This is a genomic window from Cryobacterium sp. SO2 (assembly GCF_026151165.2).
Classification (GTDB): Bacteria; Actinomycetota; Actinomycetes; order Actinomycetales; family Microbacteriaceae; genus Cryobacterium.
The window spans coordinates 24,885-48,926 of sequence record NZ_CP117849.1 but is presented as its reverse complement, the minus strand read 5'-3'; the positions used below and the strand labels follow the sequence as shown (position 1 = coordinate 48,926).

Sequence of the window (24,042 nt, the reverse complement as noted above, 5' to 3'; positions counted from 1 at the left end):
AGAAGTCCGCACGGGGAACAGTTGCGTTCAGGTTGCCGCGGACTCGTAGCGGCGGGGCTTGCCCTCGCCGAGGCCATGCAGGGTCGCCGCCGCGGTCACCGTCACCGGGCGGTGCAGCAGCAGACCGAGCGCCGCGCCGATCCGGCCGGGGTCGCCGGCCACGACTGTGGCGGTCACCGTGCCGTCCGCGGCCTGGCGCACGGCCCAGCCGCGCGCCCCGCCGGCCTGCAACTGCTGGGTGAGGTCGACGCTGGGCACCAGGGTGCCGTCGCCGGCCAGGAACCGGGTGGCCTCCCGGCCCTCGAGGTCGGTCAGCGCCGGTCGTCCGCCCACGTCGACCAGGCGCGCGAAGTCGCCGGTGCGGTACCGCACCAGCGGCAGCAGCGGGTTCTCCCCTGCCGTCACCACGATCTCGCCGCGCTGGCCGGCCGGCACCGGCCGCCCGTCGGTGTCGAGCACCTCCACGTGCACCCGGCGATCCAGCACCACGAACGCGCCGCCGTCGACGCTGGCGGCGATCGGCCGGGTCTCGTGCAGCCCGTAGACGTCGATCACCGGGCATCCGTAGGCCCGCTCCAGGTCACGGCGGAGGCCCAGGCTCAGGGCCATCGCCCCGCTGAACAGGGCCAGCGGCCGCAAGCCGGCCACCAACTCGGGGTGCAGCAGTTCGGCCAGGCTGGTGGGGTTGCCGGTGATCACCTGGGGCTGCTGCGCCAGTAGGAAACCGGTGCGCTGGCCGGAGGCCGGCCACTGCGACGGATGCAGGTTGAGCCTGGCCATGGTGGACTGGCCGAAGCTGCTGATCGACGAGGTGTAGGTGAACGCCTGCCGCTGGTGCACCAGATAGGCCAGGGCCATCCGTCCGGGATCCGGCCGCCAGTCGATGCCCTGATCGGCCACGAGACTCACGAGCAGGTGGAAGGTGCGGGCGACCTCTTCGATGTCGTCGGGGATCTGCAGGGCCCGGCCGGTGGTGCCCGAGCTGGAGCCCTCGATCATGCGATCGAGGTCGGCGTCCAGCGGCACGAACGCAGAAACGTCGTCGAGTAGGTCGTCGCGGGTCACGGTGGGCCAGGTGAGCAGCTCGCCGAGGCTGTCGGCCACCCGGCGGTAGGCGGGCAGCCGTCGGGCGGTGCTGAGGTGCTCGACCAGCCAGCCCTCGACGGGCAAAGGCGCCTGCGCGCGCCGCACGCCCTCGTCGGTGAGACGGTCGCCGGTGCGGTGCACCCAGTCCGGGGCAAGCGGATGCCGCTGCACGGCGTCGAGGCGCGCGGCGCCGGCCGCGTCGAGGGTGGGCCAGCGTTCCGCGTCGGTGAGCGCGACCGCAAGGCCAGGGGCGTATTCGGCCAGGGCCAACGGGTCGTCGGGATCGGCTGCCGGGGCGCCGCCGGGTGCGGTGCTACTCATTCGAATACCGGGCGGCGGCCTCTCGAGCGCGCGCCGCCTGCAGGCGACGGGTCACCTCGAGCCGGTGTTCGTGGTCGGCGAGGGACTGGGCGAGAGCGGCGTTCTGTTGCAGTGAATCGCGCATGGTGAGGATCGACCTGGCAGTGGCCTCGTCTTCACCGGCCGGGAGATGCCCAGACCAGAAGAGGAATTGGCGGGCGGCCTCGTCGCGCCGGTCGGCGTCGCTGACCCACTCCGCCGGGTCGACCACCGACGCCAGCCTGAAGGCGAGCGCGGCCAGCGCCCTGTCGTGCAGCACAATCGTCAGGGGCACCGACAGCGGTCCGTGCAGGTCGTCGCTTGCCCAGAGCCACAGCACCAGGGCCGCGCCGCGGCGGGCGGCGCTCGATCCGGTGGCGCGCACCTGGTCCACGACCGCGAGCACGTCCTGGGCACGGCGGGCGGCGGGCGCGGCGCGCGAGGCACCATATTCCGTTTCCAGAATGTGTTCGGCCAGGGGCAGGATCGCGACCGCATCGCTCAGGAATGCGGCCGGCACCAGGGAGAGCCGCGTGCCGATCTCGGCGGCGCTCGGCCCGGGGACACACTGCCGCCAGGCGATGACGTCGTCTTCGGCGCGGGCGAACCAGAGTTCGAGCAGGGCCTCGGCATCGGGCGCGGCCGGGGGTTGAGGCTCGCCCCCGGCGGCGGGAGTCGGCGACGGAACGGCGGGCGCCGCGGGAACCACAGCAGGACCGGCAGCAGCCGGGGCCGCGGGCGCCGGGGCAGACTGTGATCCCGTCCGGGGAGCAGCGGGCCCCACCGGCAGGCCGGGTTCGGACAGCCCCACCGCCTCCGCGATCTTCCGCCAGAACGGAACCGGTTGTTCAGCCACGGAATCCTCCTCGAACTGCGCTGTGGTCCCGCGGTGCGCTGGTCGTCAGGCGCCGGGCCAGGCGGGCGCAGGCGGCCGGGGCGTCGTCCATCCGCTCGATGTATTCAACGTCGTAGCCGGCGGCGGCGGCCGGCGCGGCCACCGACCGGCGCGCATCCTGCAGGATCAGCGTGGCCGTGTCGAGTCCCCTGCGCACCCGTGCCGCCACGTCGGCGAACTGCGGCTGGCCGGTGCCGAACATCGAGAGCAGGCCCTCGTCGGAGAGCACCACCACGTGTCGGCGCACTGTCGCGCTGGTGCGGCCGAGGCCGCGGTAGCGGTCCCGGTAGAGGTCGAGCGGGAAGACGGTGCCGGCGCCGAAGTAGGTGGTGAGATCACGCAGCGCCTCCAGACGGTCGCGGGTGAACCTCGCGCCGCCGGCGACCTGCCCGGCCGCCGAGAACGACGTCACCCGCACCCGGCCGCCTCCGCGCAGCACCGAGAGGATGAGGATGCTTCCGGCCAGGACGGCGGGTGATTCGAACATCGGGCTGCGCATCGAGCCCGATGAGTCGATGTACAGGTCGAGGTCGAGGCTCACCGTGGCGACCGGCGGCAGGTCGGGAAGGTACTCCCGGTGCACGGTGGTGACCCCGGGCACGATGGTGGGGTTCCGCGCCATCGAGGCTGCCCAGTCGAGGTCGGTCAGGTCGTCGCCGAGCTCCCACGATTCCAGCGGCCCGGGGATCTCGGTGCCGGCCGGAGGCGCGGTCGTGGATCGCTGCAGCAGCGGTCGCACGTAGCTGCGCGCCCGGGTCTGGTACCAGGCGGCGATCACGGCGTTCGCACCGCTGTCGCGGTACAGCTCGAGTGTGCGGGCCAGACCGTAGCCCTGGTCGGTCGAGCCGGCGGATACGGCAGCCGGCGAGCCCGGCCCGGTCCCGTCGGCCGCAGCGGACTTCGCGGTCAGGTTGCGGGCCTTGATCACGGCCGGATGCTCGGGGAGGTCCTGGAGGCGCGCGTCGCCCAGCACGGCGACGAGCTCGCCGGCCGTCGCCGGGGTCGCACCGGACTCGCCGTCGCAGAGCCCGGCCCGCCGAACGGGTGCGGTCCCCGGCGCCGACGGGCCCTGAGCCGCCAGGTACGGCGTCACCAGGTACGGCGCCAGCAGCATCCCGAATCGCAGCGCGCCGCTCACGGGATCGTCGCCGAAGGTGCGCACGGTCTCGGCCAGCAGGCCGGCATCGACGCGCGGATCGGTGAGCGCCAACGCGTCGAACTCGCGCTGCACGTCGGCGGCCGCGTCCTGTGCCCGGAACTCCCGCTCCTGTTCGGCGACCGCACGCTCTGATTTGGTGGCCCGGAGGTTGTCCAGCACGATCTTGCGATGCGCGGCCGTGGAGTATTGGGCTCTCGTGCGCTGCTGCTCCTGAACCGGGTCGCTCGGTGGCGGGGGCGGCTCGACCGCACAGAGCGACCCGGCGGCGAGCACCCAGAGGATCTCGTAAGCGCGCAGAATCACCCACCACAGCCTGTCGGCAGTGCCCTTCCAGCCCAGTACCGTCCACATCCGCACCATCTCCGGTGGCGTCGCCTGGCCGTCCCGGCGGCGCTGCAACTCGGCCACGCGCACGTTGATGAGCATGTCCGACCACAGGTTCGAGAAATTGTTCACCTCGTCCTGCACGTTCGGGATACGTGCGGCGTCGGTGGCCGTGAAGGCGCGCGCCAGCTGGTGCTGAATCTTGAGGCTGATCAGCCGGGTCGAGGGCGAGAGGGCGTGGTGGCCGATCTCGTGCGCGAAGATGCTCTCCAGAAACGAGCCGACACCCAGCCGTTCGGCCAGGGGCAGGTCGAACGTCACCTGCGGCGGGAAGCTGAACCACGCGAACGAGGGCGCCTGGGCGTTGGGCTTGAGCTCGGGGTCGTGCAGCTCGACACCCCAGAGTGCCTGGGCGCTGTGCCAGGCCGCCCGCTGGTCGGGGCTGAGGGCGGGCGCACGCGTCATCCGCCCGCCTCCGGCACTGCCTGCAGCACGGGCTCCACCCGGAGCTCCGCCGTGTAGCCGTGGATGCGCAGCACGGCGCCGGGCGCAGCGGCCGCAGTACCGGCGGCCTCGGCACTGGCGGACTCGGCACTGCCGGACTCGGCACTGCCGGACTCGGCACTGCCGGACTCGGAGCCGGCACCCTCGTCGGCCGGGAGCCGCACCAGGGTGTGGCCGAAGACATCCACGGTGAGCTGCCAGTCCTCCGCGGTGGCTGCGCCGGTGCCGGTACGGATCAGGAAGGTGCCCGGCCGGTCACCGGCCAGCACGGCCACCGGCGGCGCCAGCCAGGGACCGAAGAGGCCGCGGAAGCCGCCGAGGACCGCGACGAGGTCGCCGGGCGTCTGGAGCGCGGGCCAGCCGAACCGGGACTGCCGCTGCAGGTCGGCGAATCGGGCGACGTCACCCTCGCCGAGGCCGAGCGCAGCCGCGAGGGCAGGCAGGGCGGGGCTGTCGGCGGCCAGGGCCAGGTCGAGCCGGCGGAGCGCATCCGTGCGAAAAGCGGGAGCGCCCGAACGCCACGCGGCCAGGGCGGCGAGAGTGAGCACGCCGTCACGGTCCGCGCCGGGGGCTTCGGCGAGGGCCAGGGCCAGGAAGTGCCGGTAGCGGGCTCCGGCCGACGTGCCGTGCAGCGACTCGATCCGAGTCGCCGAGAGCGCAAGGTCGACCTCGATGACCTCTGGCAGGGCCGGGTCGGTGACGGCCACGTCGTCGTTCACAACGTGGTGGGGGCGCTGGGTCACCCGCTGAACCCCAGCCAACTGACGTAGTTGGTGTAGCGCTGGTGCAGGTATTTGAGGGCGAGCAGGTCGTCGAAGTGCCGGCCGTATAGCTTGCCCTGCTTGGCGATGCCGCTGATCAGCGACTCAATTCCGGTGAGCCTCTGGGCGGCCTGCGCGGAGGTGACGCCGTCAAGGCCCTGGTTGAACAGGGTGAGCGCGTCGGTGATCGGGTCGTTGGCGGCCAGGCCGAGGGCGGTGAACTGCCGGCGGGATTCAGCGAAGAGGTCGGCGAGCCAGCTGATCGAGTCCGTGGCCAGTTCGCGGTCGGCGCCCACGTCGAAGCGCGGGTGCAGCTCATTGGGCAGCAGTTTGCCGCGGAGCGCGAACGGCAGCACCGCGGCTACATCGTCCAGGCCCACCACGGGCCGGCCGCGGAAGTAGGCCATGGCCTTGGCGTACCGGATGAGGGTCTGCAGCGACCGCACCGAGAGGCTGTTGCTGGTCTGCGACCCCAGGTCAACCTGCAGGTCGGCGCCGGAATTGGCCTCGATCACCTCGGCCACCTCGCCGCCTCCGGTGCGCACTGTGTCTTTGGTGCGGTATTCGAACCGGCGGCCGCCGTGCTGCACGAACTCGAAGTGGCTGGCGAAGAACTCCAGCTGGCGGCGCACGGCGCCGGGCAGCGGCACGGCACGGATGGCCGCCTCGAGCAGCCGCTGTTCGTCGGCGTCGAAAACGAGCTCGGCGGGCAGGTGGTCCTCAGGCCTCTCGCCGGCTTCGACCCTGGCCACCAGCTCATCGAAGAACCGGTTGTTGAAGCCCTGCGCGGCGACAGTCACGTCCATCCGGTCGCGGAGCGCCTGGATCACCGGGAAGGTGCCGCCGCCGGCGTCGTCGTTGGCGGTGAAGAACCAGCTCTCCACCCCGGAAGCCGGCGACGTGGAGCGCATCTGGTCGTGGCTCTCCACGTAGCCCTCCGCCACCATGGTGAGCAGCGCCGACTGGGTCTTGGTGGGGATCCGGTTGTACTCGTCGATGATCTTCACCGGCTGGGTGAGCCAGCCGCGCCAGGCGATCTCGATCTCGGCCAGGCTCCCGGCGGTGACGAGGTCGCGGGGAAGCGGCATCCCCACCAGGTCGCTCACGGTGATCTGCGGCTGGCCCTGCTGCACGTTCCGGCGCACCTCGCGGGCGCTCGACCCGGCGAGCACGCCCATCAGGATCGCCAGGGTGGTCTTGCCGCGGCCGGGCCCGCCCACGAGCAGGCACTTGCCGCCCACCGCGAAGGTGAGCAGCGGCAGCAACACGTTCGAGGAGTAGGACTGGTCGGTGGGCAGGTGCAGTTCCGCGCCGGCATCGCCGAGCGCGAAGCTCACGGGTGAGCCGGTGGAGAATTCGACGTCGTAGAACGGCGAGATCACCGCGCTGTTCACCAGCCAGAAGTAGGCCTGCCGCAGCTTCTCGTCCAGCGCGGTGTCGGCCACGGCCGGCGCCTCGGTGAACAGATCCTCTGCGGTCAACTCCTCGGTGAGAGCGGCACCGTCAGTGCGCGTCGGTGATGCGGATACCTTGGTCCAACGATTCCCCTGCCCCATGACGGCAGCCTACCGGGCGGGCCCGGCGGCACGGTGGGCGGCGTCACGGTGCGCGGCGTCGTGCGCGGCCTGCTGCTCGAGCGGCAGCGCGAAGGTGAACGCGCCGGCGAGCATCCGGTCGATGGCGGCGGATGCCTGCGCGACCCGGTCGGGCACCGGCCCGGTGGTCTCGAGCCAGGGCACCGACTGCCCGGCCAGGGCGTCCCGAAAGCGCTGCTGCATGTCGTGCCGGAGGTGCTCGCCGTCGCGCATCCCGTCTTGCACGAACGGGATCTCGTCGCCGGTGAGCAGGTAGAGCGCCGGCGGATGCGCCGCGGCCCTGGCCACGAGCGCGGCCGGGGCCGGCCCGACGTAACGCTCGTGCCAGAGCGTGGTGGCGAGCACGTCGGTGTCGCAGATGAGCAGCGGCCGCGGAACCCGGCGCCGGACGGCGTTCTCGAGCGCGATCTGCCGGTCCACGATGAGGTCGAACTCGTCGCTGCGCCAGGGGGTGTCCAGGCCGCCCGCGCGCGTTTCGCTGTGCTCGCGGCCGTACTCGGGCACCCACTCGGTGTCGTAGTGCGCGGCGAGGGCCGCCGCGAGGGTGGTGGAGCCGGTCGATTCGGCGCCGAGCACCACCACCCGCGGGGTCAACCAGGCGCGCACGGCGGGCGCCAGCGCCCACCAGTGCCCGGGCACATCCGCCCGGATCGCGGTGCCGGAGACCGGGGTGTGCCGGCGGCCGGGGTCGACCTGCACCCACTCGGCGCCCAGGCGGGCGGCGAGTTCGGCGCCGTAGGAGTCGCTGGAGAAGACGGCGTCAACGGGCGCGTCGAGCAGCGCCCGGATCGGCAGCATGTGCTCCTCCCAGGCATCCGCGGAGTCGAAGTCGACCGGGGCGTCGTCGATGGCGCACCTGATGTGGGCGGTGGGGTGCTCCTCGCGCAGCCACTGCTCGCGCACGCTGAGCGGGATGGACTCCTGGCTGGCGCCGAGCAGCTGCACGGTGACCCGGTCGCAGCGGGCGAGGGCCGTGCGGATCAGGCTCGAATGCCCGGCGTGCAGCGGGTAGAACTTGCCGAGCACCAGGCCGTGGCGAAAGCGGGTCGCGGGGCCCGGCGAGGGGCCCGGCGCCCGGTCAGGCACCTGTCGAGCCGGCCGGCACGGGCTGGCGGGGAGCGACGGCTGTCGCGGCCCCGGTCTGCTGCGCGCGGGCGCGCAGCCAGCCGCGCAGGCCGAAGACACAGAGACCGATGAAGAGCAGGTAGAGCGCGGCGGTGATGTTCAGGCCTTTATAGAGGAACAGGCCGACATAGGCCACGTCGACGGCGATCCAGACGAACCAGTTCTCCAGCCAGCGCCGGTTGAGCATGTACTGCGCGACCAGGCTCACCGCCGTGGTGGCGGCATCCGCGATCTCGGTGGTGGAATCGGTGTAGGAGTGCAGGGCGAGAGCAATGATCGCGGTGCCGGCCACCGCGGCCAGTGCCAGCGGCAGGATGCTGCGCCGCGGCATCCGGGTGATCAGCGCGCGGTCGTCGGCCGCGCGGTGCCGCGACCAGCCGTACCAGCCCGTCACGCCGAGCACCAGGTAGACGATCTGCAGACCGAGATCGGCGTACAGCGCGGCGCCGAAGAACAGCACGATGAAGACCAGGTTGTTCGCGATCCCGAGCGGGAAGTTCCAGATGTTGCGGCGCGCGGCCAGAAACACGCACGCGGCCCCGGTGCCGAATCCCAGCACCTCGGTCCAATTACTTGCCAGCCAGTCCCCCATGGCCCCCAGTCTAAAAGGCGCGGGCGCGCTGCCCGCCCCCGGCCACCCGCCGCCACCCGCCCGCCGCCGCTCGCAGCAACTGTTCCCCGTGCGGACAAATGGTCCCGGTGCGCCGGGCGCAATTGTCCGATTCGGGAACATAACCGGCGCGGTTTGGTTGAATCAGGGGTACCCCGGTTGGGGTCGCACCTGAGCCCGTTCCGTTAGGACCCCGATGACCGACTCCAGCATCAGCACCAGCACCGCCCCACCTGCCGCCGCGTCCACCGCCACCACCGGCAACACCCCGGATGCCGCGGGCACCAAGCTCGTCATCTCGCTGCTGCTGGTCTCCGCGTTCGTCGTCATCCTCAACGAGACCATCATGGGTGTGGCCCTGCCGCACCTGATGACGGACCTCGACATCACCGCCGGCGCCGCCCAGTGGCTGACCACCGCGTTCATGCTCACCATGGCCGTGGTCATCCCGATCACCGGTTTCCTGCTGCAGCGGTTCAACACCCGCCCGGTGTTCCTGGCCGCGATGACCCTGTTCAGCGCCGGCACCCTGATCGCCGCGATCGCGCCGGGCTTCGAGGTTCTCATCGTGGGCCGGGTGGTGCAGGCGATGGGCACCGCGATCATGATGCCGCTGCTGATGACCACCGTGATGACCCTGGTGGCGCCCGCCGCGCGCGGCAAGACCATGGGCAACATCTCCATCGTCATCTCGGTCGCCCCGGCGATCGGCCCCACCATCTCCGGCCTGATCCTCAGCGTGCTCGACTGGCGCTGGATGTTCATCCTGGTGCTGCCGATCGCCCTCGGCTCGCTCGCCCTCGGCGCCGCCCGCATCAAGAACGTGACCACGCCCACCAAGGTGCCGCTGGACGTCGCCTCGGTGATCCTCTCCGCGTTCGGCTTCGGCAGCCTCGTCTACGGGCTCAGCAACCTCGGCGAATCGGCCACGGGCGGCGCCGCGGCCGGCCTGGTTCCGCTGGGCATCGGCATCCTGGCCATCGCCCTGTTCGTCTGGCGACAGATCAGCCTGCAGCGCACCGACCGGGCGCTGCTCGACCTGCGCACCTTCACCTCGCGCACGTTCACCTTCGCCATCATCATGCTCGCCGTGAGCATGATGGCGCTGTTCGGCACGCTCATCCTGCTGCCCATCTACATGCAGACCGTGCTGGGCCTGGATGCGCTCAGCACCGGCCTGCTGCTGCTGCCTGGCGGTCTCACGATGGGCCTGCTCGCCCCCTTCGTCGGCCGGTTCTACGACAGGTTCGGCCCCACGGTGCTGCTGGTGCCCGGGTCGATCATCGTCAGCGGCGCGTTCTGGTTCCTCACCATGCTCACCGCCACCACCCCGTTCTGGTGGGTGCTCGTAGCCCACGTGGCGCTGAGCTTCGGTCTGGCGTTCCTGTTCACCCCGCTGTTCACCTCGGGCCTGGCCTCGCTCAAGCCCACGCTGTACTCGCACGGCAGCGCCGTCGTCGGCACGGCACAGCAGCTGGCAGGCGCCGCCGGCACGGCCCTGTTCGTCACCGTGATGTCGTCCACGGCCGCCACGCAGATGGCCGCCGGCGCCGGCGAGGTCGCCGCAACGGCCGCCGGCACCCAGAGCGCGTTCCTGTACGGCGCGATCATCTCGCTGTTCGCGATCCCGCTGGCGTTCTTCATCCGCAAGCCCGCCGTGTCGGTCACCGACCCGCACGACGCCCCGCTGATCGCGCACTGACCGACCGGCGGACCGACTGGCTGACTTGCGTGAGCAGGCGCCCGTTCTTCAGCGGCGCCGCAGATTGGCAACAGAACGTTAACACTCCGGACGACACCACGGTCAGGTCCAAGTTCTAGGATCGAACTGCACCGTTCAACGGCTCCCGTCCGCGGTCCGTCGGCGGCTCCGCGGAGAATTTCGTGATCCGCGGAGCTAGTGACAAGCTCGACTACCCGGTTTTAGCCATCTGCATCACGCAACTACCAAGCAGGGCACCATATTGACTTCCCCCCACTTTCCCCTTTCGCCCGCTGAGACCCGAGACCGCGTCCTGGGCGCGCGCGGCGTGCTCTTCGACCTCGACGGCGTGCTCACTCCCACCGCCGAAGTGCACATGAGCGCCTGGTCCAGGCTGTTCACCCCGTTCCTCGACGCCCACGGCGTCAAGCCGTACACCGACGCCGACTACTTCGCCTACATCGACGGCAAACCCCGCTACGACGGCGTGCGGTCGCTGCTCACCTCCCGCGGCCTCTCCCTGCCCGATGGCGACCCCACGGATGCGCCGGAGCTCGAAACCGTCTGCGGCCTCGGCAACCGCAAGAACAAGGCCTTCAACGAAACCCTCGCCGAGGACGGCGTCAGCCCGTACCCCGGTTCGCTCCGCTTCCTCGACGCCGTCGTCACGGCCGGCCTGCAGGTGGCCGTGGTCACCAGCTCCCTCAACGGTGAGATGGTGCTCACCGCCGCCGGCCTCCGCGACAGGTTCGACATCGTCGTCGACGGTGTACGCGCCCGCGCCGAGAAGCTCGCCGGCAAACCCGCCCCGGACACCTACGCGTTCGGCGCCGAGCTGCTCGGCCTCACTGCCGCCCAGTGCGTCGTCGTCGAAGACGCCGAATCCGGCATCCAGTCCGGCCGCGCCGGCGACTTCGGCCTGGTGCTCGGCGTCGACCGCGGCGTCGGCGCCCACGTGCTGCTCGAGGCCGGCGCCGACACCGTCGTGGCCGACCTCGACGAACTGCTGCCGCTGATCGGCAGCACCGTCCCGTCCCCGAGTTCGACCCCCAGTGGAGTCCACGCATGACCATCGACGCTGCCATCTCGAACCTCACCGATCCGCTGGATCGCAGCCGGTTCCCGCTCGACGAGTGGGCCCTGGTCGAAACCGACTTCTCCGGCGACGACATGGGCCGCACCGAGACCCTCTTCGCTGTCGGCAACGGCTACCTCGGCCTCCGCGGCAACGTCGACGAGGGCCGCGACGGACACGTGCACGGCACCTTCATCAACGGGTTCCACGAGACCTGGCCCATCCGGCACGCCGAAGAGGCTTTCGGCTTCGCCCGGGTCGGCCAGACCATCGTCAACGCCCCGGATGCGAAGATCATCCGCATCTACGTCGACGACGAACCGCTCGTGCTCACCCTCGCCGAGCTGCTCAGCTACGAACGCCGGCTCGACTTCGCCGACGGCATCCTCTCGCGGTCGCTGGTCTGGCGCACGCCGTCCGGCAAGCAGGTGCTGATCCGCTCGCGCCGGATGGTGTCATTCACCGAACGCCACCTCGCCGTCATCGAGTACGAGGTCACCATGCTCGACGCCGACGCGTCCGTGGTCATCTCCAGCCAGACCCTCAACCGGCAGGACGGCATCGGCGAGTACGACCGGCCCAAGTCCGGCTCGACCACCGACTGGGACCCCCGCCGCGCCGAGACCTTCACCGACCGGGTGCTGCAGCCGCGATTCAAGCGGGCCAACAACGGCCGCTACATCCTGGGCTTCCGCTGCACCAACTCCGGCATGACCATCGCCACGGCATCCGACCACTCCATCGACACCATCAACGACTTCGACGAGTCCTCGCAGCTCGGCGACGACCTCGCCAAGCACGTCTACAAGGTGAAGGCCAAGATGGGCAACCCCATCCGCATCACCAAGCTGCTCAGCTACCACACCTCCGCCGGCGTGCCAACGCACGAGCTCGCCGACCGCTGCGACCGCACCCTCGACCGCGCCAAGGAGACCGGCGTCGCCGCGATCATCCAGGAGCAGCGCGACTGGCTCGACGCGTTCTGGGCCCGCACGGATGTCGAACTGACCGGTCAGCCGGCCCTGCAGCAGGCCACCAGGTGGAACTTCTTCCAGCTCGCCCAGGCGTCCATGCGCGCCGACGGCCAGGGCGTCTCGGCCAAGGGTGTGTCCGGTTCCGGTTACGGCGGGCACTACTTCTGGGACACCGAGATCTACGTGCTGCCGTTCCTCACCTACACCTCGCCGAACGCGGCGAGGAATGCGCTGCGGTTCCGGCACGGCCTGCTCGACCACGCCCGGGCCCGCGCCACCGAGCTCAACCAGCTCGGCGCGCTGTTCCCGTGGCGCACCATCAACGGCCTCGAGTCCAGCGCCTACTACGCGGCCGGCACCGCGCAGTACCACATCGACGCCGACATCTCCTATGCGCTCAGCCAGTACGTCGCGGCCACCGGCGACGAGGACTTCCTCGCCCGCGAGGCCATCGACATCCTGGTGGAGACCGCCCGAATGTGGGCTGACCTGGGCTTCTGGCGCGGCAACGGCAACGACGTCTTCCACATCCACGGCGTCACCGGGCCCGACGAGTACACCACCGTCGTCAACGACAACCTGTACACGAACATCATGGCGCGCTCCAACCTGCGCGCCGCGGTGAAGAGCGTGCGCCGGCTGTACTCCGTCGACCGGGCCTCGTTCGATTCCATGTGCGCCAGGCTGAAGCTCGATGAGGCCGAGGTGATGGAGTGGTCGTTCGCCGCCGAGGCGATGCACATCCCCTTCGACCGCAACCTCGGCATCCACCCGCAGGACGCCCAGTTCCTCGAGAAGGAACGCTGGGACCTCGCCGCGACGCCGCCGGAGAACCGGCCGCTGCTGCTGCACTACCACCCGCTGGTGATCTACCGCTTCCAGGTGCTCAAGCAGGCCGATGTGGTGCTGGCGCTGCTCCTGCAGGGCGACCAGTTCTCGCCGGAGGAGAAACGAAACGACTTCGACTACTACGACCCGCTGACCACGGGCGACTCCACGCTGTCGGATGTCGTGCAGTCGATCATCGCCGCCGAGGTGGGTTACCACGAGCTCGCGCTCAAGTACTTCACCTCCGGGCTGTTCGTGGACCTCGCCGACCTGCACCACAACGCGGCCGACGGCGTGCACGTCGCATCCGCCGGTGGTGTGTGGAGCGCGCTGGTGATGGGTTTCGGAGGGCTCCGCGACCACAGTGGCCGCATCACGCTCGACCCGCGCCTGCCGGAGGACTGGGACGAGCTGATCTTCAGGGTCACCCTCAAGGGCTCTCGCCTGCGCGTGGCGGTCACCCAGACCAGCGTGCACCTCAGCATCGAGGAGGGCACGGAGGCCCGGCTCACCGTGCGCGGCCTGCAGGTCGTCGTCACGGCCGGCCAGCCCGAGACCATCCCGCTGTCGCACCAGGGCGCCCGCGACCCCGGTGCACCCACGGTCGCGCTCATTGAGGGCAACCGTCGTGCCGACGGCACCGTGATCACGTCGTCGATCCCCACGATCGCGCACATCACCGAGCAGATGCCCACGCTCGACTGACGCATCAACCAGCAGCAGGGCCGCCCTTCTTCACGGATGGGTGGCCCTGCTACGTTAATTGCACAGTTCTCACTGAGTATGAGGAGCCCCATGACCTCCCAGGCCTATTTGGACACCATCAAGGCCAAGACCGGCCTCGGCCCCGACGATTTCCTGGCCGCGGCGGCGGCGAAGGGCCTGCTCGGCCCCGACGTGAAGACCGCCCGCATCGTCGCCTGGCTCAAGGAGGACTACGGCCTCGGTACCGGCCATGCGATGGCCCTGGTCTCGGCCCTGGGCCAGGTTCCCGGCCAGCGGCTGCCCGTCGAGGAGAAGGTCGCCGCCCAGTTCAGCGGCGCCAAGGCGCACTGGCGCGAGACCTTCGACACGCTGCTCGCCCTGGCCCGCCAGTTCGGCGAGGTGAGTCTGGCGCCCACCAACACCTACATCAGCCTGCTCAAGGGCACGAAGAAGTTCGCCATCGTGCAGGTCACCGCCGGCCGGCTCGACCTGGGCCTCAAACTGCCCGGCGTCGCCGGCGCGGACGTGCTGGAGGCATCCGGCAGCTGGAACAGCATGGTCACCCACCGGCTGCGCCTGGCCGACCCGGCCGAGCTCACCCCAGAGGTGCTCGACTGGCTGCACCGCGCCTACGACGCGGCCTGAGTGGCCCGGTGGCGGCGCCTTGACTGTTCCCCGTGCGGACAATTGCGCCCGGCACACCGGGTGCAGAAGTCCGGAACGGCAACAATTGCGCCGGTGGCGCGGCCCGCTTCGCGTGCGCCGGACGACTCGGGGATACTTGAGGGCACCTGACTCACCGAGGAGATCACCGTGGATTCCGACACCGTCGTCGCACCCGTCCTGCCCGCCGCCCCGACCCGGCCGCCCCTGGCAATCCGCGGGGCCGTGCTGTCGGCCACCGCAGCCGCCCGGCCCTACCGGTCGTCGCGGCCCCTGCAGATCGTCGATCTGCAGCTCGAGGGCCCCGGCCCCGGCGAGATCCTCGTCAAGATCGAGGCCGCCGGGCTCTGCCACTCAGACCTCTCGGTGGTCACCGGCAGTCGGGTGCGCCCCACCCCGATGTTGCTCGGCCACGAGGCGGCCGGCCGGGTCGTCGAGCTCGGCGTCGGGGTCGATGATCTCCGGGTCGACCAACGCGTCGTGATGGCCTTCCTGCCGCGCTGCGGCGAGTGCGCCGGCTGCCGCACCGACGGAAAACTGCCCTGCATCCCGGGCAGCACCGCCAACAACGCCGGCACCCTGCTCGGCGGGGCGCGGCGGCTGAGCCTGGGCGGCACATCCGTGCACCACCACCTGGGTGTCTCGGCGTTCGCCGACCACGCCGTGGTCAACCGGTTCTCCGTGGTGCCCGTCGACGACGACGTGCCGCCGGACATCGCCGCCGTACTCGGCTGCGCCGTGCTCACCGGCGGCGGCGCCGTCATCAACGCCGGCCGGCCGGGCCCGGCCGACACCGTCGCCGTGGTCGGTCTCGGCGGGGTCGGCATGGCCGCGCTGATCACGGCGCTCTCCCTCGATGTGGCCGGCGTCATCGGTGTCGACTCGGTGCGGGCGAAACTCGACCAGGCCCTCGCCCTCGGCGCGGCGGCGGTCTTCACCCCGGAGGAGGCGCTCGCGCAGGGCATCCGGGCGAACGTCGTAATCGAGGCGGCCGGGCATCCGCGGGCCTTCGAGACCGCGGTGGCGATCACCGCGGCCGGCGGCACCACCGTCACGGTCGGGCTGCCCGGCGCCGACCAGCTCGCGGCGGTGTCACCGCTCACCCTCACCGCCGAAGCCCGCACCATCATCGGCAGCTACCTGGGCTCGGCCGTGCCCGAGCGCGACATCCCCTTCTATGCGCAACTCTGGCGCGAGGGAAAGCTGCCCGTGGAGAGCCTGATCTCCAGCCATATCCGCCTCGAGGACATCAACGAGGGCATGGACACGCTGGCCGACGGCAACGCCGTGCGCCAGATCATCCTCTTCGACTGATGGCCGCGAGCACCAACTGTGCCCCGTGCGCAACAGTTGGGCGGATGCGCCGGCGCGCGGTGTCCGCGCGAGGGCTTAGAGCCGGCGGAGGGTCTCCAGCACCACCACGGCGGAGCGTTCGGCCGCGTCGTCGACGTGGGTGAGGTGGTCCCCCACCGGTCCGCACAGGTCCGAGATACCGCGGATGGCCACAAACGGCACCCCGTACACGAAGCACGTCTGGGCGATGCCCACCGACTCCATGTCGGTGGCCAGCACACCGGGAAACAGCACTCGCAGGCTCTCGGCCAGCTCCGGGCCCACAAACTTGTCGTTGGAGACCAGGAGCCCGCGCTGCACCACCACGGTCGAGCCGTCGGGCATCCGGGCCGGCGATTCGGCGGCGTCCAGGGCCGCGGCCGCCCCGGCATAGCGGGCCGGCATGCCCGGCACCTGGCCGAGGGCGTAACCGAACGGGCGGGCATCCGCGTCGCTGTTCAGGCAATCGCCGCCGACAACGACCTCGCCCACGCGCACCTGCACGCCCACGCCGCCGGCCGAGCCGGCACTGATCACCAGTGGCGTCGCCGCCGGATCGACCAGGCGGGCGGCCAGAATGGCGGATGTGGCCGCCCCGGCCGCGTTGACCAGGCCGATACCGCTCTGCACGAGCAGCACCTCACGCCCGGCCAGGGTGACGCGCTGCTGCCGGGACTTGCCGACAACCACCGGGGGCGCCACGGCCGTCGCGGCGGCGAGGAACGGGGCGGCTTCCTCTTCCATCGCGACGAGGATGATGACGGCGGGGACGATCGCGGCGGGCACAATCACGGGGGCGTCGACGGAGCTCATTTGGTGACGTCGGGCCAGCCCGCGCGGCCCGCCAAGAACACCGTGACGGCCTCCTGCGCGGCGCTGAGGGAGTGGTTCGCTCCCCAGCCGCACTGCACCTCGTTGGCGGCTGGAACCTCCGTAGCGCCGAGGATGTCGGTCATGGTGGCCTCGATCAGCTCGAGCACCTCGGTGAACTCCGGCTGACCCTGCAGGATCAGGTAGAAACCGGTCTGGCAGCCCATCGGCGAGAAGTCGATGACCCGCTTGGAGTGGTTGCGGGAGTGCTCGGCGAAGAGGTGCTCGATCGAGTGCACCGCCGGCATCTCCAAGTGCGCCACATTGGGCTGGGTGAAGCGCACGTCGTACTTCACGATCACGTCGCCCTGCGGCAGCACCTTGGTGTCGGCCAGGCGCACGTAGGGCGCGACGACGGTGCGGTGATCGAGGTTGAACGACTCGACGTTCATGCGTGGCTGGTTCACGAGATCTCCTTGAAAACTCTGGGGTCAGCCCGGTTCGAGGTGACCAATCGACAGTAACAGGCGGGCCTCACCCGCCCCAGACCCGGGAGTGCATGCGGCCCCGGGAATTGTTGAGACCGCTTTCGAGTTGGCGAGAGAGCACCGTATCTCCTCCCCGCACACCGTGAGTGGCGAGGCCGGGCGCGCCGGAACGAGGAGAAACGTGGACGCGAAGACGACAGAGACCCAGCAGCCGTCCCGCCGGGTGTTCGTCGACCTGTCGCCGCTGCGCGCCTCCCCCGCCTTCGCCCGGCTCTGGATCGGCTCGGTGATCTCCGGCACCGGCGCGCAACTGACCGTCGTCGCGGTCGGCCTGCAGATCTACGAGATCACCCGATCCACCCTGGCCGTGTCGCTGGTGGGCGGCATCGCACTGGTCCCGATGATCATCGCCGGCCTGTGGGGCGGCATGCTGGCGGATGCCTTCGACCGCCGCCGGGTGCTCATAGTGTCGGCGATCATCGGCTGGGTCTGCATCCTGGGCATGGTCATCCTCGCCCTCGTCGAGCAGAGCCAGGCGTCAGGGCACCTGTTGCTCTGGCCGATCTACGTGATCACCACCGTCACCACCATGTCGGCCACGATCTCCCAGGCCACCAGGGCGGCGGTCATCCCCCGGCTGTTGCCACCGGAGATGGTGTCGCGGGCCAGTGCCCTGAACGGAATCTCCGGCGGCCTGCAATTGACCGTGGGGCCGGCCCTGGCCGGGGTTCTCGTGGCCGTGGTCGGATTTCCGGCGACGTTCGCCGTGGACGCGGTGCTGTTCGCCGCTGGCTTCCTGGGCATCTTCACGCTGCCGCGCCTGGGCGCCCTCGTGGCGACGGCACGGCCCGGGCTCGAATCCGTGCGCGACGGCCTGCGTTACCTGCGCTCGGCGCCGACGGTGCGGTTGACCTTCGTCGTCGACATCATCGCGATGACCTTCGGCCGGCCCATCGTGCTGTTTCCCGCGATCGGCGCCACCGTCATCGGCGGCGGCCCGGTCACCGTCGGCATCCTCACCGCCGCGACGGCGGCCGGTTCATTTCTGGCGTCCCTGTTCAGCGGCCCGGTGCAGCACATCCACCACCACGGCCTCGCGGTGTCGCGGGCGATCGCGGCCTTCGGCGGATTCATCCTGGTCTTCGGACTCACCATCTTGGCCACCCAGCTGGGCCTCTTCGGCCAGCCTGGGTCGGGCACAATCGTGGTCGCTTTGGTGATCGCTGCAGCCGCTCTGGCCGGCTCCGGCGCCGCCGACGAGGTCAGCGCGATCTTCCGTTCCACCATCATGCTCACGGCAGCACCCGATGAGATGCGCGGCCGCCTGCAGGGCGTCTTCGCCGTGGTCGTGGGCGGCGGCCCGCGGGTGGGCGACCTGTACTCCGGCATTCTGGCGTCGCTGGTGGCGCTGTGGTTCCCGCCACTGCTCGGCGGTCTGGTCATCGCCGCGTGGGTGACGATCCTGGTGCGGATGCGCCCGACCTTCCGCTCCTACGACTCGCGTACCCCGACGGCCTAGGCCCGGTCCGTCGCCGGACGCGGGACTGACAGACGCTCTGCCTATAGTGGTGCCATGACTCACGACACCGGAAGCACCGAGAAGACCCCAGACGGTTCCACCGACATCAGCGACGCGGAGAAGGCCCGGGCCGACGCACTGCCCGACGGATCGCAGAGCGACGGCACGGCCGAGACCGACGACGACACCGTCTCGGGCGGCCCGGCAGACTGACTCAGCCCGGCCGGACCGCCCGCGCGGTCGCGGTTAGGGAAGCCGGTATCCCGCTGCCCGGAACAGCTCGTACCATTCGGCGCGGGTAAGCGGGATCTCCGAACCCAACGCGGCCGCAGCGACGCGCTCGGGGCTGGTGGTGCCGAGCACCACCTGCATCTGCGCCGGGTGTCGGGTGATCCACGCGGTGGCGATGGCGATGGCGGGCACGTCGTAGGCGGCAGCGAGGCGGTCGATGACCGCGTTGAGCTCCGGGTACTCCGGTGAGCCCAGGAAGACACCGGTGAAGAAGCCCGCCTGGAACGGCGACCAGGCCTGCACGGTGATGTCGTTCAGCCGGCAGTAGTCCAGGATCCCGCCGCCGTCGAGAGTGGTGGCCTGCTCTTCGCCGGCCATGTTCGCCGCGACTCCCTGCGCGATGATCGGCGCGTGCGTGATCGAGAGCTGCAGCTGGTTGGCCACGAGCGGCTGCTTCACATACTTCTTGAGCAGGTCGATCTGGCGCGGAGTGTGGTTGGAGACACCGAATGCTCGCACCTTGCCGGCGGCCTCGAGCTCGTCGAAGGCGCGGGCGACCTCGGCGGGCTCAACGAGCGCGTCGGGCCGGTGCAGCAGCAGGATGTCGATGCGGTCGGTCTGCAGGGCGGCCAGGGATTCGTCGACCGACTCGATGATGTGCTCATAGGAGAAGTCGAAGTACCCCTCCCGGATGCCGGTCTTGGTCTGGATCGTGATCTCGTCCCGCTGCGACGGGGTCAGCTGCATCGCGTCGGCGAATCGGCGTTCACAGCCGTTCCGCTCCGGGCCGTAGATGTCGGCGTGATCGAAGAAGTCGATGCCGGCGTCGCGGGCCGTGCGCACCAGTTCGCGCACCTCGTCGTTGGACTTGTCGGCGATGCGCATCAGTCCGAGCACAACGTTCGGCGCGACGATATCGGTTCCGGGCATGGTGAAGGTCTTCAAAATGGTCCTTTCAAGAGGTGCTCTCCACGCTAGGGAGGCGCGCGACAGAAGTACAACAGGTGGCGGTGATGCCATTGAGAACCGAGGTCGGTCAATCACCGCCCACCCCGTAACCAACTACCCCGCTGCAGCCTCGTCGAAGAGCCAGCGCACATCTGCGCCGGCGGCCTCGAGCACGGCGCTCACTCGTGCGATCGGCAGTGTCTTCTCGCTCAGCGCCAGCGCCAGTGCGTCCTTCTTGCCGGCACCCGTGGCGAAAATGACGGCGTTCTTAGAGTTGGTCAGCGCTTTCGTGGTGAGGGTGATGCGGTTCGGCGGCGGCTTCGGCGAGTTGTGAATGGGCACCACCAGGGCCTCGTCGCCTTCATTGAACTCGGGGTGGCCGGGGAACAGCGACAGGGTGTGGCCGTCTTCGCCGACGCCCAGCCAAACGAGGTCGAACCGCGGCGCCGATTCGGTGGCGCCGACCAGACCGGTCAGGTCCTCGTTGTACCGGGTGGCCGCGATCTCGGCGCCCAGCTCGGTGACGGGGCGCAATCCGCGAACGGTCGAGGTCTGCGGCGTGCCGAACAGCAACGGCGTCACCTGGCCCCAGTTGGAGTCGGGCGAATCCACCGCCACCGCTCGCTCGTCCCCGATGACGGCGGTGACCTTCGACCAGTCCAGGGAATCGGCGTACTCGTTCACAATGATCTTGTATGCGCTCATTGGCGAGCTGCCGCCCGCGAGTACCCAGCGGGCTTCGCCGAAGGTGTCGATGGCCTGCTGCAGCACCGTGATCGCCGAACGAGCGGCTTCCGCGGCAACGTCGGCACTGGTCTGATACTTCTCAATTGATGCCACCGGATGGCTCCGTTTCTGATCGGCTCTATATATATTGCTTCGGTAGGTCCCGCTTCAACGGAATGATGCCGTCGTCGCAGCCCGCAAAACTTATCACTGAGCACTTTAGTTGGGGGAAATGTGCAGAACCGTCGGGTCTTTCTCCCCGTGCTCTTGGCACTGGCTGTCACTGCACTGTCGTCCTGCGCGTACGTCGACCCCCGGGCCAGCCTCGATCCGCTCGACGGGTTCGCGTCCGAGGTCTACCTCCTGCGCGATTCAGAGTCGCCAATGGATGTGTCGGACACGGTCTGCGAGGACCTGAACGGATGCGAGAAGGCTGCGGAATCAACGAGTGTGCGCCTCGTCAGGTTCGACTCCCCCGCCCACGCAAACGACTTCGCCGAGTCACTGGGCCACAGCGCCTACCAGTCGGATCGATTTGTCATCCAGTACCTCGACCTCGCCATCACCACCGCGGGCCGGGACATGATCGAGGTCACGGTAGACAACACCGCCTCCGACTCGCCGGACTGACGGGCACGCGGACGCAGCCCGGGAATGACGAAAGGCCCCCGGTTTCCCGGAGGCCTTTCCTGTTCGCGCAGATTTTCATCCATCGTGCACTTGCATACTGTGCGCGAGGGGGGACTTGAACCCCCACATCCTTTCGAATACTGGCACCTGAAGCCAGCGCGTCTGCCAATTCCGCCACTCGCGCGAACTTTGAAATCCTAGCATTCCGTGGGGCCCCAACGCCATTCGGCGCAATTCGGCCCGGACTGATCCCGGCACAACCGGTCACGAATCCTCTCAAACCACCCCCATTGGTGGTTCAACGCCACTACCCCCGTAGGATGACTTCCCGTGCCCTGACCCGCCCATTGGGCGAGTTAACACGTGAGGCAAGTAACATGCTGATAGCCAAACGGACCGGATCGGGAGACCTGTGGGCATACTGGACAGCTTTGAGAAAGGTCTTGAGCGCGCCGTAAACGGTGCTTTCGCCAAGACCTTCAAGTCGGGCGTGCAGCCGGTGGAGATCACCTCAGCGCTGCGTCGTGAGCTCGACACCAAAGCCGCCGTCGTCTCCCGCGACCGCATCCTGGCTCCCAACCGCTTCACCGTGCGCCTGGCCGAGGCCGACTACCGCCGCATGATCGATCTGGGCCCCGCCCTCATCGACGAACTCAGCCAGCTCGTGCAGCAGCACGCCGCCTCGCAGGGCTACCAGTTCACCGGCGCGGTCTCGATCGCCTTCGCCAACGACGACACTCTCAGCGTGGGCATGGTGCAGGTCGACTCCACGTCGGTCAAGGGCACCGTCGCTTGGACCCCGGTGGTCGACATCAACGGTCAGCGCCACCAGCTGGTCAAGTCCCGCACGGTCATCGGCCGCGGCTCGGATGCCGACATCACCATCGACGACACCGGCACCTCCCGCCGCCACGTCGAGATCATCTGGGACGGCGCCCGCGCCCAGGTGCGCGACCTCGGCTCCACCAACGGCTCCCAGCTCAACGGCTCCCCCGTCAAGCAGGCGATCCTCGAGCCCGACTCGGTCATCACCATCGGCCGCACCCGCATCGTCTTCCGGGTCGTCGCGCAGGCCGGCGCCGACCAGGCCGAAGCCCGCCGGGTCGACGATGCCACCCAGCGACACGACATGGGCGGATTTTGGGGGCCGAACGCATGAATCCCAGTGAACTGACCCTGTTGGTGCTGCGCCTGGCGTTCCTGCTGGTGCTCTGGCTGTTCATCTTCGGCATCGTCTACGCCCTGCGCAGCGACCTGTTCGGCCACCGGGTGCGCAAGCTCGCCACGGATGCGCCCGCCGCGGCCGCCGCCCCGGTCCCCTTCGCCACCCCGCCGCCCGCCCCCGTTCCGGCTGGAGCGTTCGCGCAGCCGCCGGCCGCCTCGGCATCCGCCCCCACCGAGCAGTTCGCCCGTCAGGCAGCGGCCCCGCCGGTGTCGTCCGGCCCGGAGATGGCCACCACCCAGACCGCCACCCGGCTGGTCATCACCTCCGGCCCCAAAGCCGGCACCGACTTCCCGCTCGGGTCAGAGCCGATCACCATCGGCCGCTCCAGCGATTCCAGCCTGGTCATCCGGGACGACTACACCTCCACCCACCACGCGCGCCTGATGCTCTGGCACGACGACTGGATGCTGCAGGACCTCGACTCCACCAACGGCACCTTCCTCAACGGCAAACGCGTGGCGGTGCCCACCTCGGTTCCGCTGAACACCACCGTCAAGATCGGCGCGACCAGCTTCGAGCTCCGGCGGTAGTGCATGGCATCGGTTAGTCACAGCGCAGCCGCGTCCAACGTTGGCAAGATTCGATCCAACAACCAGGACTCCGGGTACGCCGGGCACACCCTGTTCGTCGTTGCCGACGGCATGGGCGGGCACGCCGGCGGCGACGTCGCCTCCGCCATCGCCACCAAACGCATCATGGAGGCCGACAAGGCCTACCTGTCGGCGCAGGACGCCGAATTCGCCCTGCAGGCCGCGCTCATCGCCGCGAACTCGCAGCTGGCCGAAACCGTCTTCGAGCACGCCGAACTCACCGGCATGGGCACCACGGTCAGCGCCCTCGTGGTGCTGCACGACCAGGTTGCCATCGCCCACATCGGCGACTCCCGCATCTATCTGTTCCGCGACGGCGAACTGTCCCAGATCACCACCGACCACACCTTCGTGCAGCGCCTCGTCGACAGCGGACGCATCACCGAAGCCGAGGCCATGGTGCACCCGCGCCGGTCCGTGCTCATGCGGGTGCTCGGCGACGTCGAGGCGTCCCCCGAGATCGACACGTCCATCCTGGCTACCCGCGCCGGTGACCGCTGGCTGATCTGCTCCGACGGGCTCAGCGGCGTGGTATCGAACACCGGCATCGGCAACGCCCTCAAGTCCCCGATCGACGCGCAGGCCGTGGCCGACAGGCTGGTGAAGGAAAGCTTGGACGGCGGCGCCCCCGACAACGTCACCATCGTGGTCGTCGACATCGGCGACGGCGAGGAACGCCGGGGCGAACCCATCGTGGTGGGCTCCGCCTCCGCTCCCCTCGCCTTCGGTGAGGAGCCGGTGCGCACCCGCGCCCCGCGCATCCCCTCGCTGCGGCTGCACCCGGTGCGGGAAACCCACTTCGAGCCCGACTCGCAGGACTACCTCTCCGAGCTCATCGAAGAGGATGCCCGCCGTGCGTTGCGGCGCAAGGTCACCTGGCTGGCCGGCATCGTCTTACTCGTCGTGGCCATCTTGGGCGCGGCGCTGCTCGGCTACCAGTGGACGCAGAGCCGCTACTACGTGGGCGTGGAGGGCAGCACCGTCGCCATCTACCAGGGCATCCAGCAAGACCTCGGCCCGATCAAGCTCTCCAGCGTCTACGAAGACACCGACCTGGAACTGAACCAGCTGCGCGTCTACGACCGCCAGCAGGTGGAGCGCACCATCAGCGCGTCGTCGCTGGAAGACGCCAAACTCATTGTGGAACGGTTGAGCAGTGCCCCGGCAGAGTAACCAGACCACGGATGCCCGTGCCCGC

Annotated in this window: 22 protein-coding genes and 1 tRNA gene; 11 read left to right on the top strand and 12 right to left on the bottom strand. The window is 69.7% G+C overall.

Features of this window, described 5'->3' with window-relative positions:
- Positions 1-27: 27 nt before the first annotated feature.
- The 7 genes from BJQ94_RS00240 to pnuC are packed head-to-tail and all read right to left on the bottom strand — an operon-like array spanning position 28 to position 8,380.
- Entirely contained in the window at positions 28-1,407 is a 1,380-nt protein-coding gene (locus BJQ94_RS00240; protein WP_265399431.1) for an AMP-binding protein, read from the bottom strand.
- On the bottom strand, positions 1,400-2,281 hold the full coding sequence (locus BJQ94_RS00235) for a hypothetical protein (protein ID WP_265399430.1): 882 nt from the start codon (positions 2,279-2,281) through the stop codon (positions 1,400-1,402). Before BJQ94_RS00235 ends, BJQ94_RS00240 begins: the two co-directional genes overlap by 8 nt.
- Positions 2,274-4,268: a VWA domain-containing protein gene (locus BJQ94_RS00230; RefSeq protein WP_265399429.1), complete on the bottom strand. Its 1,995-nt coding sequence runs from the start codon at positions 4,266-4,268 to the stop codon at positions 2,274-2,276. The genes BJQ94_RS00235 and BJQ94_RS00230 overlap by 8 nt, the downstream gene beginning before the upstream one ends.
- Positions 4,265-5,050, bottom strand: a complete 786-nt coding sequence (locus BJQ94_RS00225) for a hypothetical protein (RefSeq protein WP_265399428.1) — start codon at positions 5,048-5,050, stop codon at positions 4,265-4,267. The genes BJQ94_RS00230 and BJQ94_RS00225 overlap by 4 nt, the downstream gene beginning before the upstream one ends.
- Positions 5,047-6,624 carry an AAA family ATPase gene (locus BJQ94_RS00220; RefSeq protein WP_265399427.1) on the bottom strand — a complete coding sequence of 526 codons (1,578 nt, stop codon included), beginning with the start codon at positions 6,622-6,624 and terminating at the stop codon, positions 5,047-5,049. Before BJQ94_RS00220 ends, BJQ94_RS00225 begins: the two co-directional genes overlap by 4 nt.
- 9 nt (positions 6,625-6,633) lie before the next feature.
- Positions 6,634-7,749, bottom strand: a complete 1,116-nt coding sequence (locus tag BJQ94_RS00215; RefSeq protein WP_265399426.1) for an AAA family ATPase — start codon at positions 7,747-7,749, stop codon at positions 6,634-6,636.
- Positions 7,742-8,380: a nicotinamide riboside transporter PnuC gene (gene pnuC / locus BJQ94_RS00210; RefSeq protein WP_265399425.1), complete on the bottom strand. Its 639-nt coding sequence runs from the start codon at positions 8,378-8,380 to the stop codon at positions 7,742-7,744. Before pnuC ends, BJQ94_RS00215 begins: the two co-directional genes overlap by 8 nt.
- 214 nt (positions 8,381-8,594) lie before the next feature.
- On the opposite strand from pnuC, the gene BJQ94_RS00205 reads away from it, so the two are divergent.
- The 5 genes from BJQ94_RS00205 to BJQ94_RS00185 all read left to right on the top strand — a co-directional run bounded on the left by BJQ94_RS00205 (position 8,595) and on the right by BJQ94_RS00185 (position 15,659).
- The gene (locus BJQ94_RS00205; RefSeq protein WP_265398561.1) at positions 8,595-10,100 is read left to right on the top strand and encodes an MDR family MFS transporter; all 1,506 of its coding nucleotides are present in this window, start codon (positions 8,595-8,597) and stop codon (positions 10,098-10,100) included.
- A 328-nt stretch (positions 10,101-10,428) separates the two neighbouring features.
- Positions 10,429-11,169: an HAD-IA family hydrolase gene (locus tag BJQ94_RS00200; RefSeq protein ID WP_265398562.1), complete on the top strand. Its 741-nt coding sequence runs from the start codon at positions 10,429-10,431 to the stop codon at positions 11,167-11,169.
- The gene (locus BJQ94_RS00195; protein ID WP_265398563.1) at positions 11,166-13,682 is read left to right on the top strand and encodes a glycosyl hydrolase family 65 protein; all 2,517 of its coding nucleotides are present in this window, start codon (positions 11,166-11,168) and stop codon (positions 13,680-13,682) included. The genes BJQ94_RS00200 and BJQ94_RS00195 overlap by 4 nt, the downstream gene beginning before the upstream one ends.
- Positions 13,683-13,772: 90 nt before the next feature.
- Positions 13,773-14,327: a DUF4287 domain-containing protein gene (locus tag BJQ94_RS00190; RefSeq protein ID WP_265398564.1), complete on the top strand. Its 555-nt coding sequence runs from the start codon at positions 13,773-13,775 to the stop codon at positions 14,325-14,327.
- Positions 14,328-14,552: 225 nt separating this feature from the next.
- Complete coding sequence (locus tag BJQ94_RS00185; protein ID WP_265398572.1) at positions 14,553-15,659, top strand: alcohol dehydrogenase catalytic domain-containing protein; 1,107 nt, start codon at positions 14,553-14,555, stop codon at positions 15,657-15,659.
- 75 nt (positions 15,660-15,734) lie between these two features.
- Here the strand turns inward: BJQ94_RS00185 and mtnN are convergent, their stop codons facing one another.
- Together mtnN and BJQ94_RS00175 are read right to left on the bottom strand one after the other, a co-directional pair.
- Positions 15,735-16,490 (bottom strand): 5'-methylthioadenosine/S-adenosylhomocysteine nucleosidase, encoded by a 756-nt coding sequence (gene mtnN / locus BJQ94_RS00180; protein ID WP_265398565.1) that lies wholly within the window; start codon positions 16,488-16,490, stop codon positions 15,735-15,737.
- Entirely contained in the window at positions 16,487-16,939 is a 453-nt protein-coding gene (locus BJQ94_RS00175) for an S-ribosylhomocysteine lyase (protein WP_265398573.1), read from the bottom strand. Before BJQ94_RS00175 ends, mtnN begins: the two co-directional genes overlap by 4 nt.
- A gap of 217 nt (positions 16,940-17,156) precedes the next feature.
- On the opposite strand from BJQ94_RS00175, the gene BJQ94_RS00170 reads away from it, so the two are divergent.
- Both BJQ94_RS00170 and BJQ94_RS00165 read left to right on the top strand, forming a co-directional pair.
- On the top strand, positions 17,157-18,494 hold the full coding sequence (locus tag BJQ94_RS00170) for an MFS transporter (protein WP_265398566.1): 1,338 nt from the start codon (positions 17,157-17,159) through the stop codon (positions 18,492-18,494).
- 54 nt (positions 18,495-18,548) lie between these two features.
- A complete protein-coding gene (locus BJQ94_RS00165) occupies positions 18,549-18,707 on the top strand; it encodes a hypothetical protein (protein ID WP_265398567.1) in 159 nt (52 codons plus the stop codon).
- A gap of 33 nt (positions 18,708-18,740) precedes the next feature.
- Here BJQ94_RS00165 and BJQ94_RS00160 read toward each other — a convergent pair whose 3' ends face one another.
- Positions 18,741-19,670, bottom strand: coding sequence for an aldo/keto reductase (locus BJQ94_RS00160; protein ID WP_265398568.1), 930 nt, complete (start codon positions 19,668-19,670; stop codon positions 18,741-18,743).
- 117 nt (positions 19,671-19,787) lie between these two features.
- Positions 19,788-20,513, bottom strand: coding sequence for a 6-phosphogluconolactonase (gene pgl / locus BJQ94_RS00155; RefSeq protein WP_265398569.1), 726 nt, complete (start codon positions 20,511-20,513; stop codon positions 19,788-19,790).
- Between the two features lie 147 nt (positions 20,514-20,660).
- Between pgl and BJQ94_RS00150 the strand changes: the two genes are divergently transcribed.
- Entirely contained in the window at positions 20,661-21,029 is a 369-nt protein-coding gene (locus BJQ94_RS00150) for a hypothetical protein (RefSeq protein ID WP_265398570.1), read from the top strand.
- A gap of 100 nt (positions 21,030-21,129) precedes the next feature.
- Here the strand turns inward: BJQ94_RS00150 and BJQ94_RS00145 are convergent.
- Positions 21,130-21,213: transfer RNA gene (locus BJQ94_RS00145), tRNA-Leu, on the bottom strand.
- Positions 21,214-21,441: 228 nt separating this feature from the next.
- Between BJQ94_RS00145 and BJQ94_RS00140 the strand changes: the two genes are divergently transcribed.
- The 3 genes from BJQ94_RS00140 to BJQ94_RS00130 are packed head-to-tail and all read left to right on the top strand — an operon-like array spanning position 21,442 to position 24,017.
- Entirely contained in the window at positions 21,442-22,188 is a 747-nt protein-coding gene (locus BJQ94_RS00140; RefSeq protein ID WP_265398571.1) for a DUF3662 and FHA domain-containing protein, read from the top strand.
- Positions 22,185-22,784, top strand: coding sequence for an FHA domain-containing protein (locus BJQ94_RS00135; RefSeq protein ID WP_275875530.1), 600 nt, complete (start codon positions 22,185-22,187; stop codon positions 22,782-22,784). Before BJQ94_RS00140 ends, BJQ94_RS00135 begins: the two co-directional genes overlap by 4 nt.
- 3 nt (positions 22,785-22,787) lie before the next feature.
- Positions 22,788-24,017, top strand: a complete 1,230-nt coding sequence (locus BJQ94_RS00130) for a PP2C family serine/threonine-protein phosphatase (RefSeq protein ID WP_265398185.1) — start codon at positions 22,788-22,790, stop codon at positions 24,015-24,017.
- Positions 24,018-24,042: the final 25 nt, after the last annotated feature.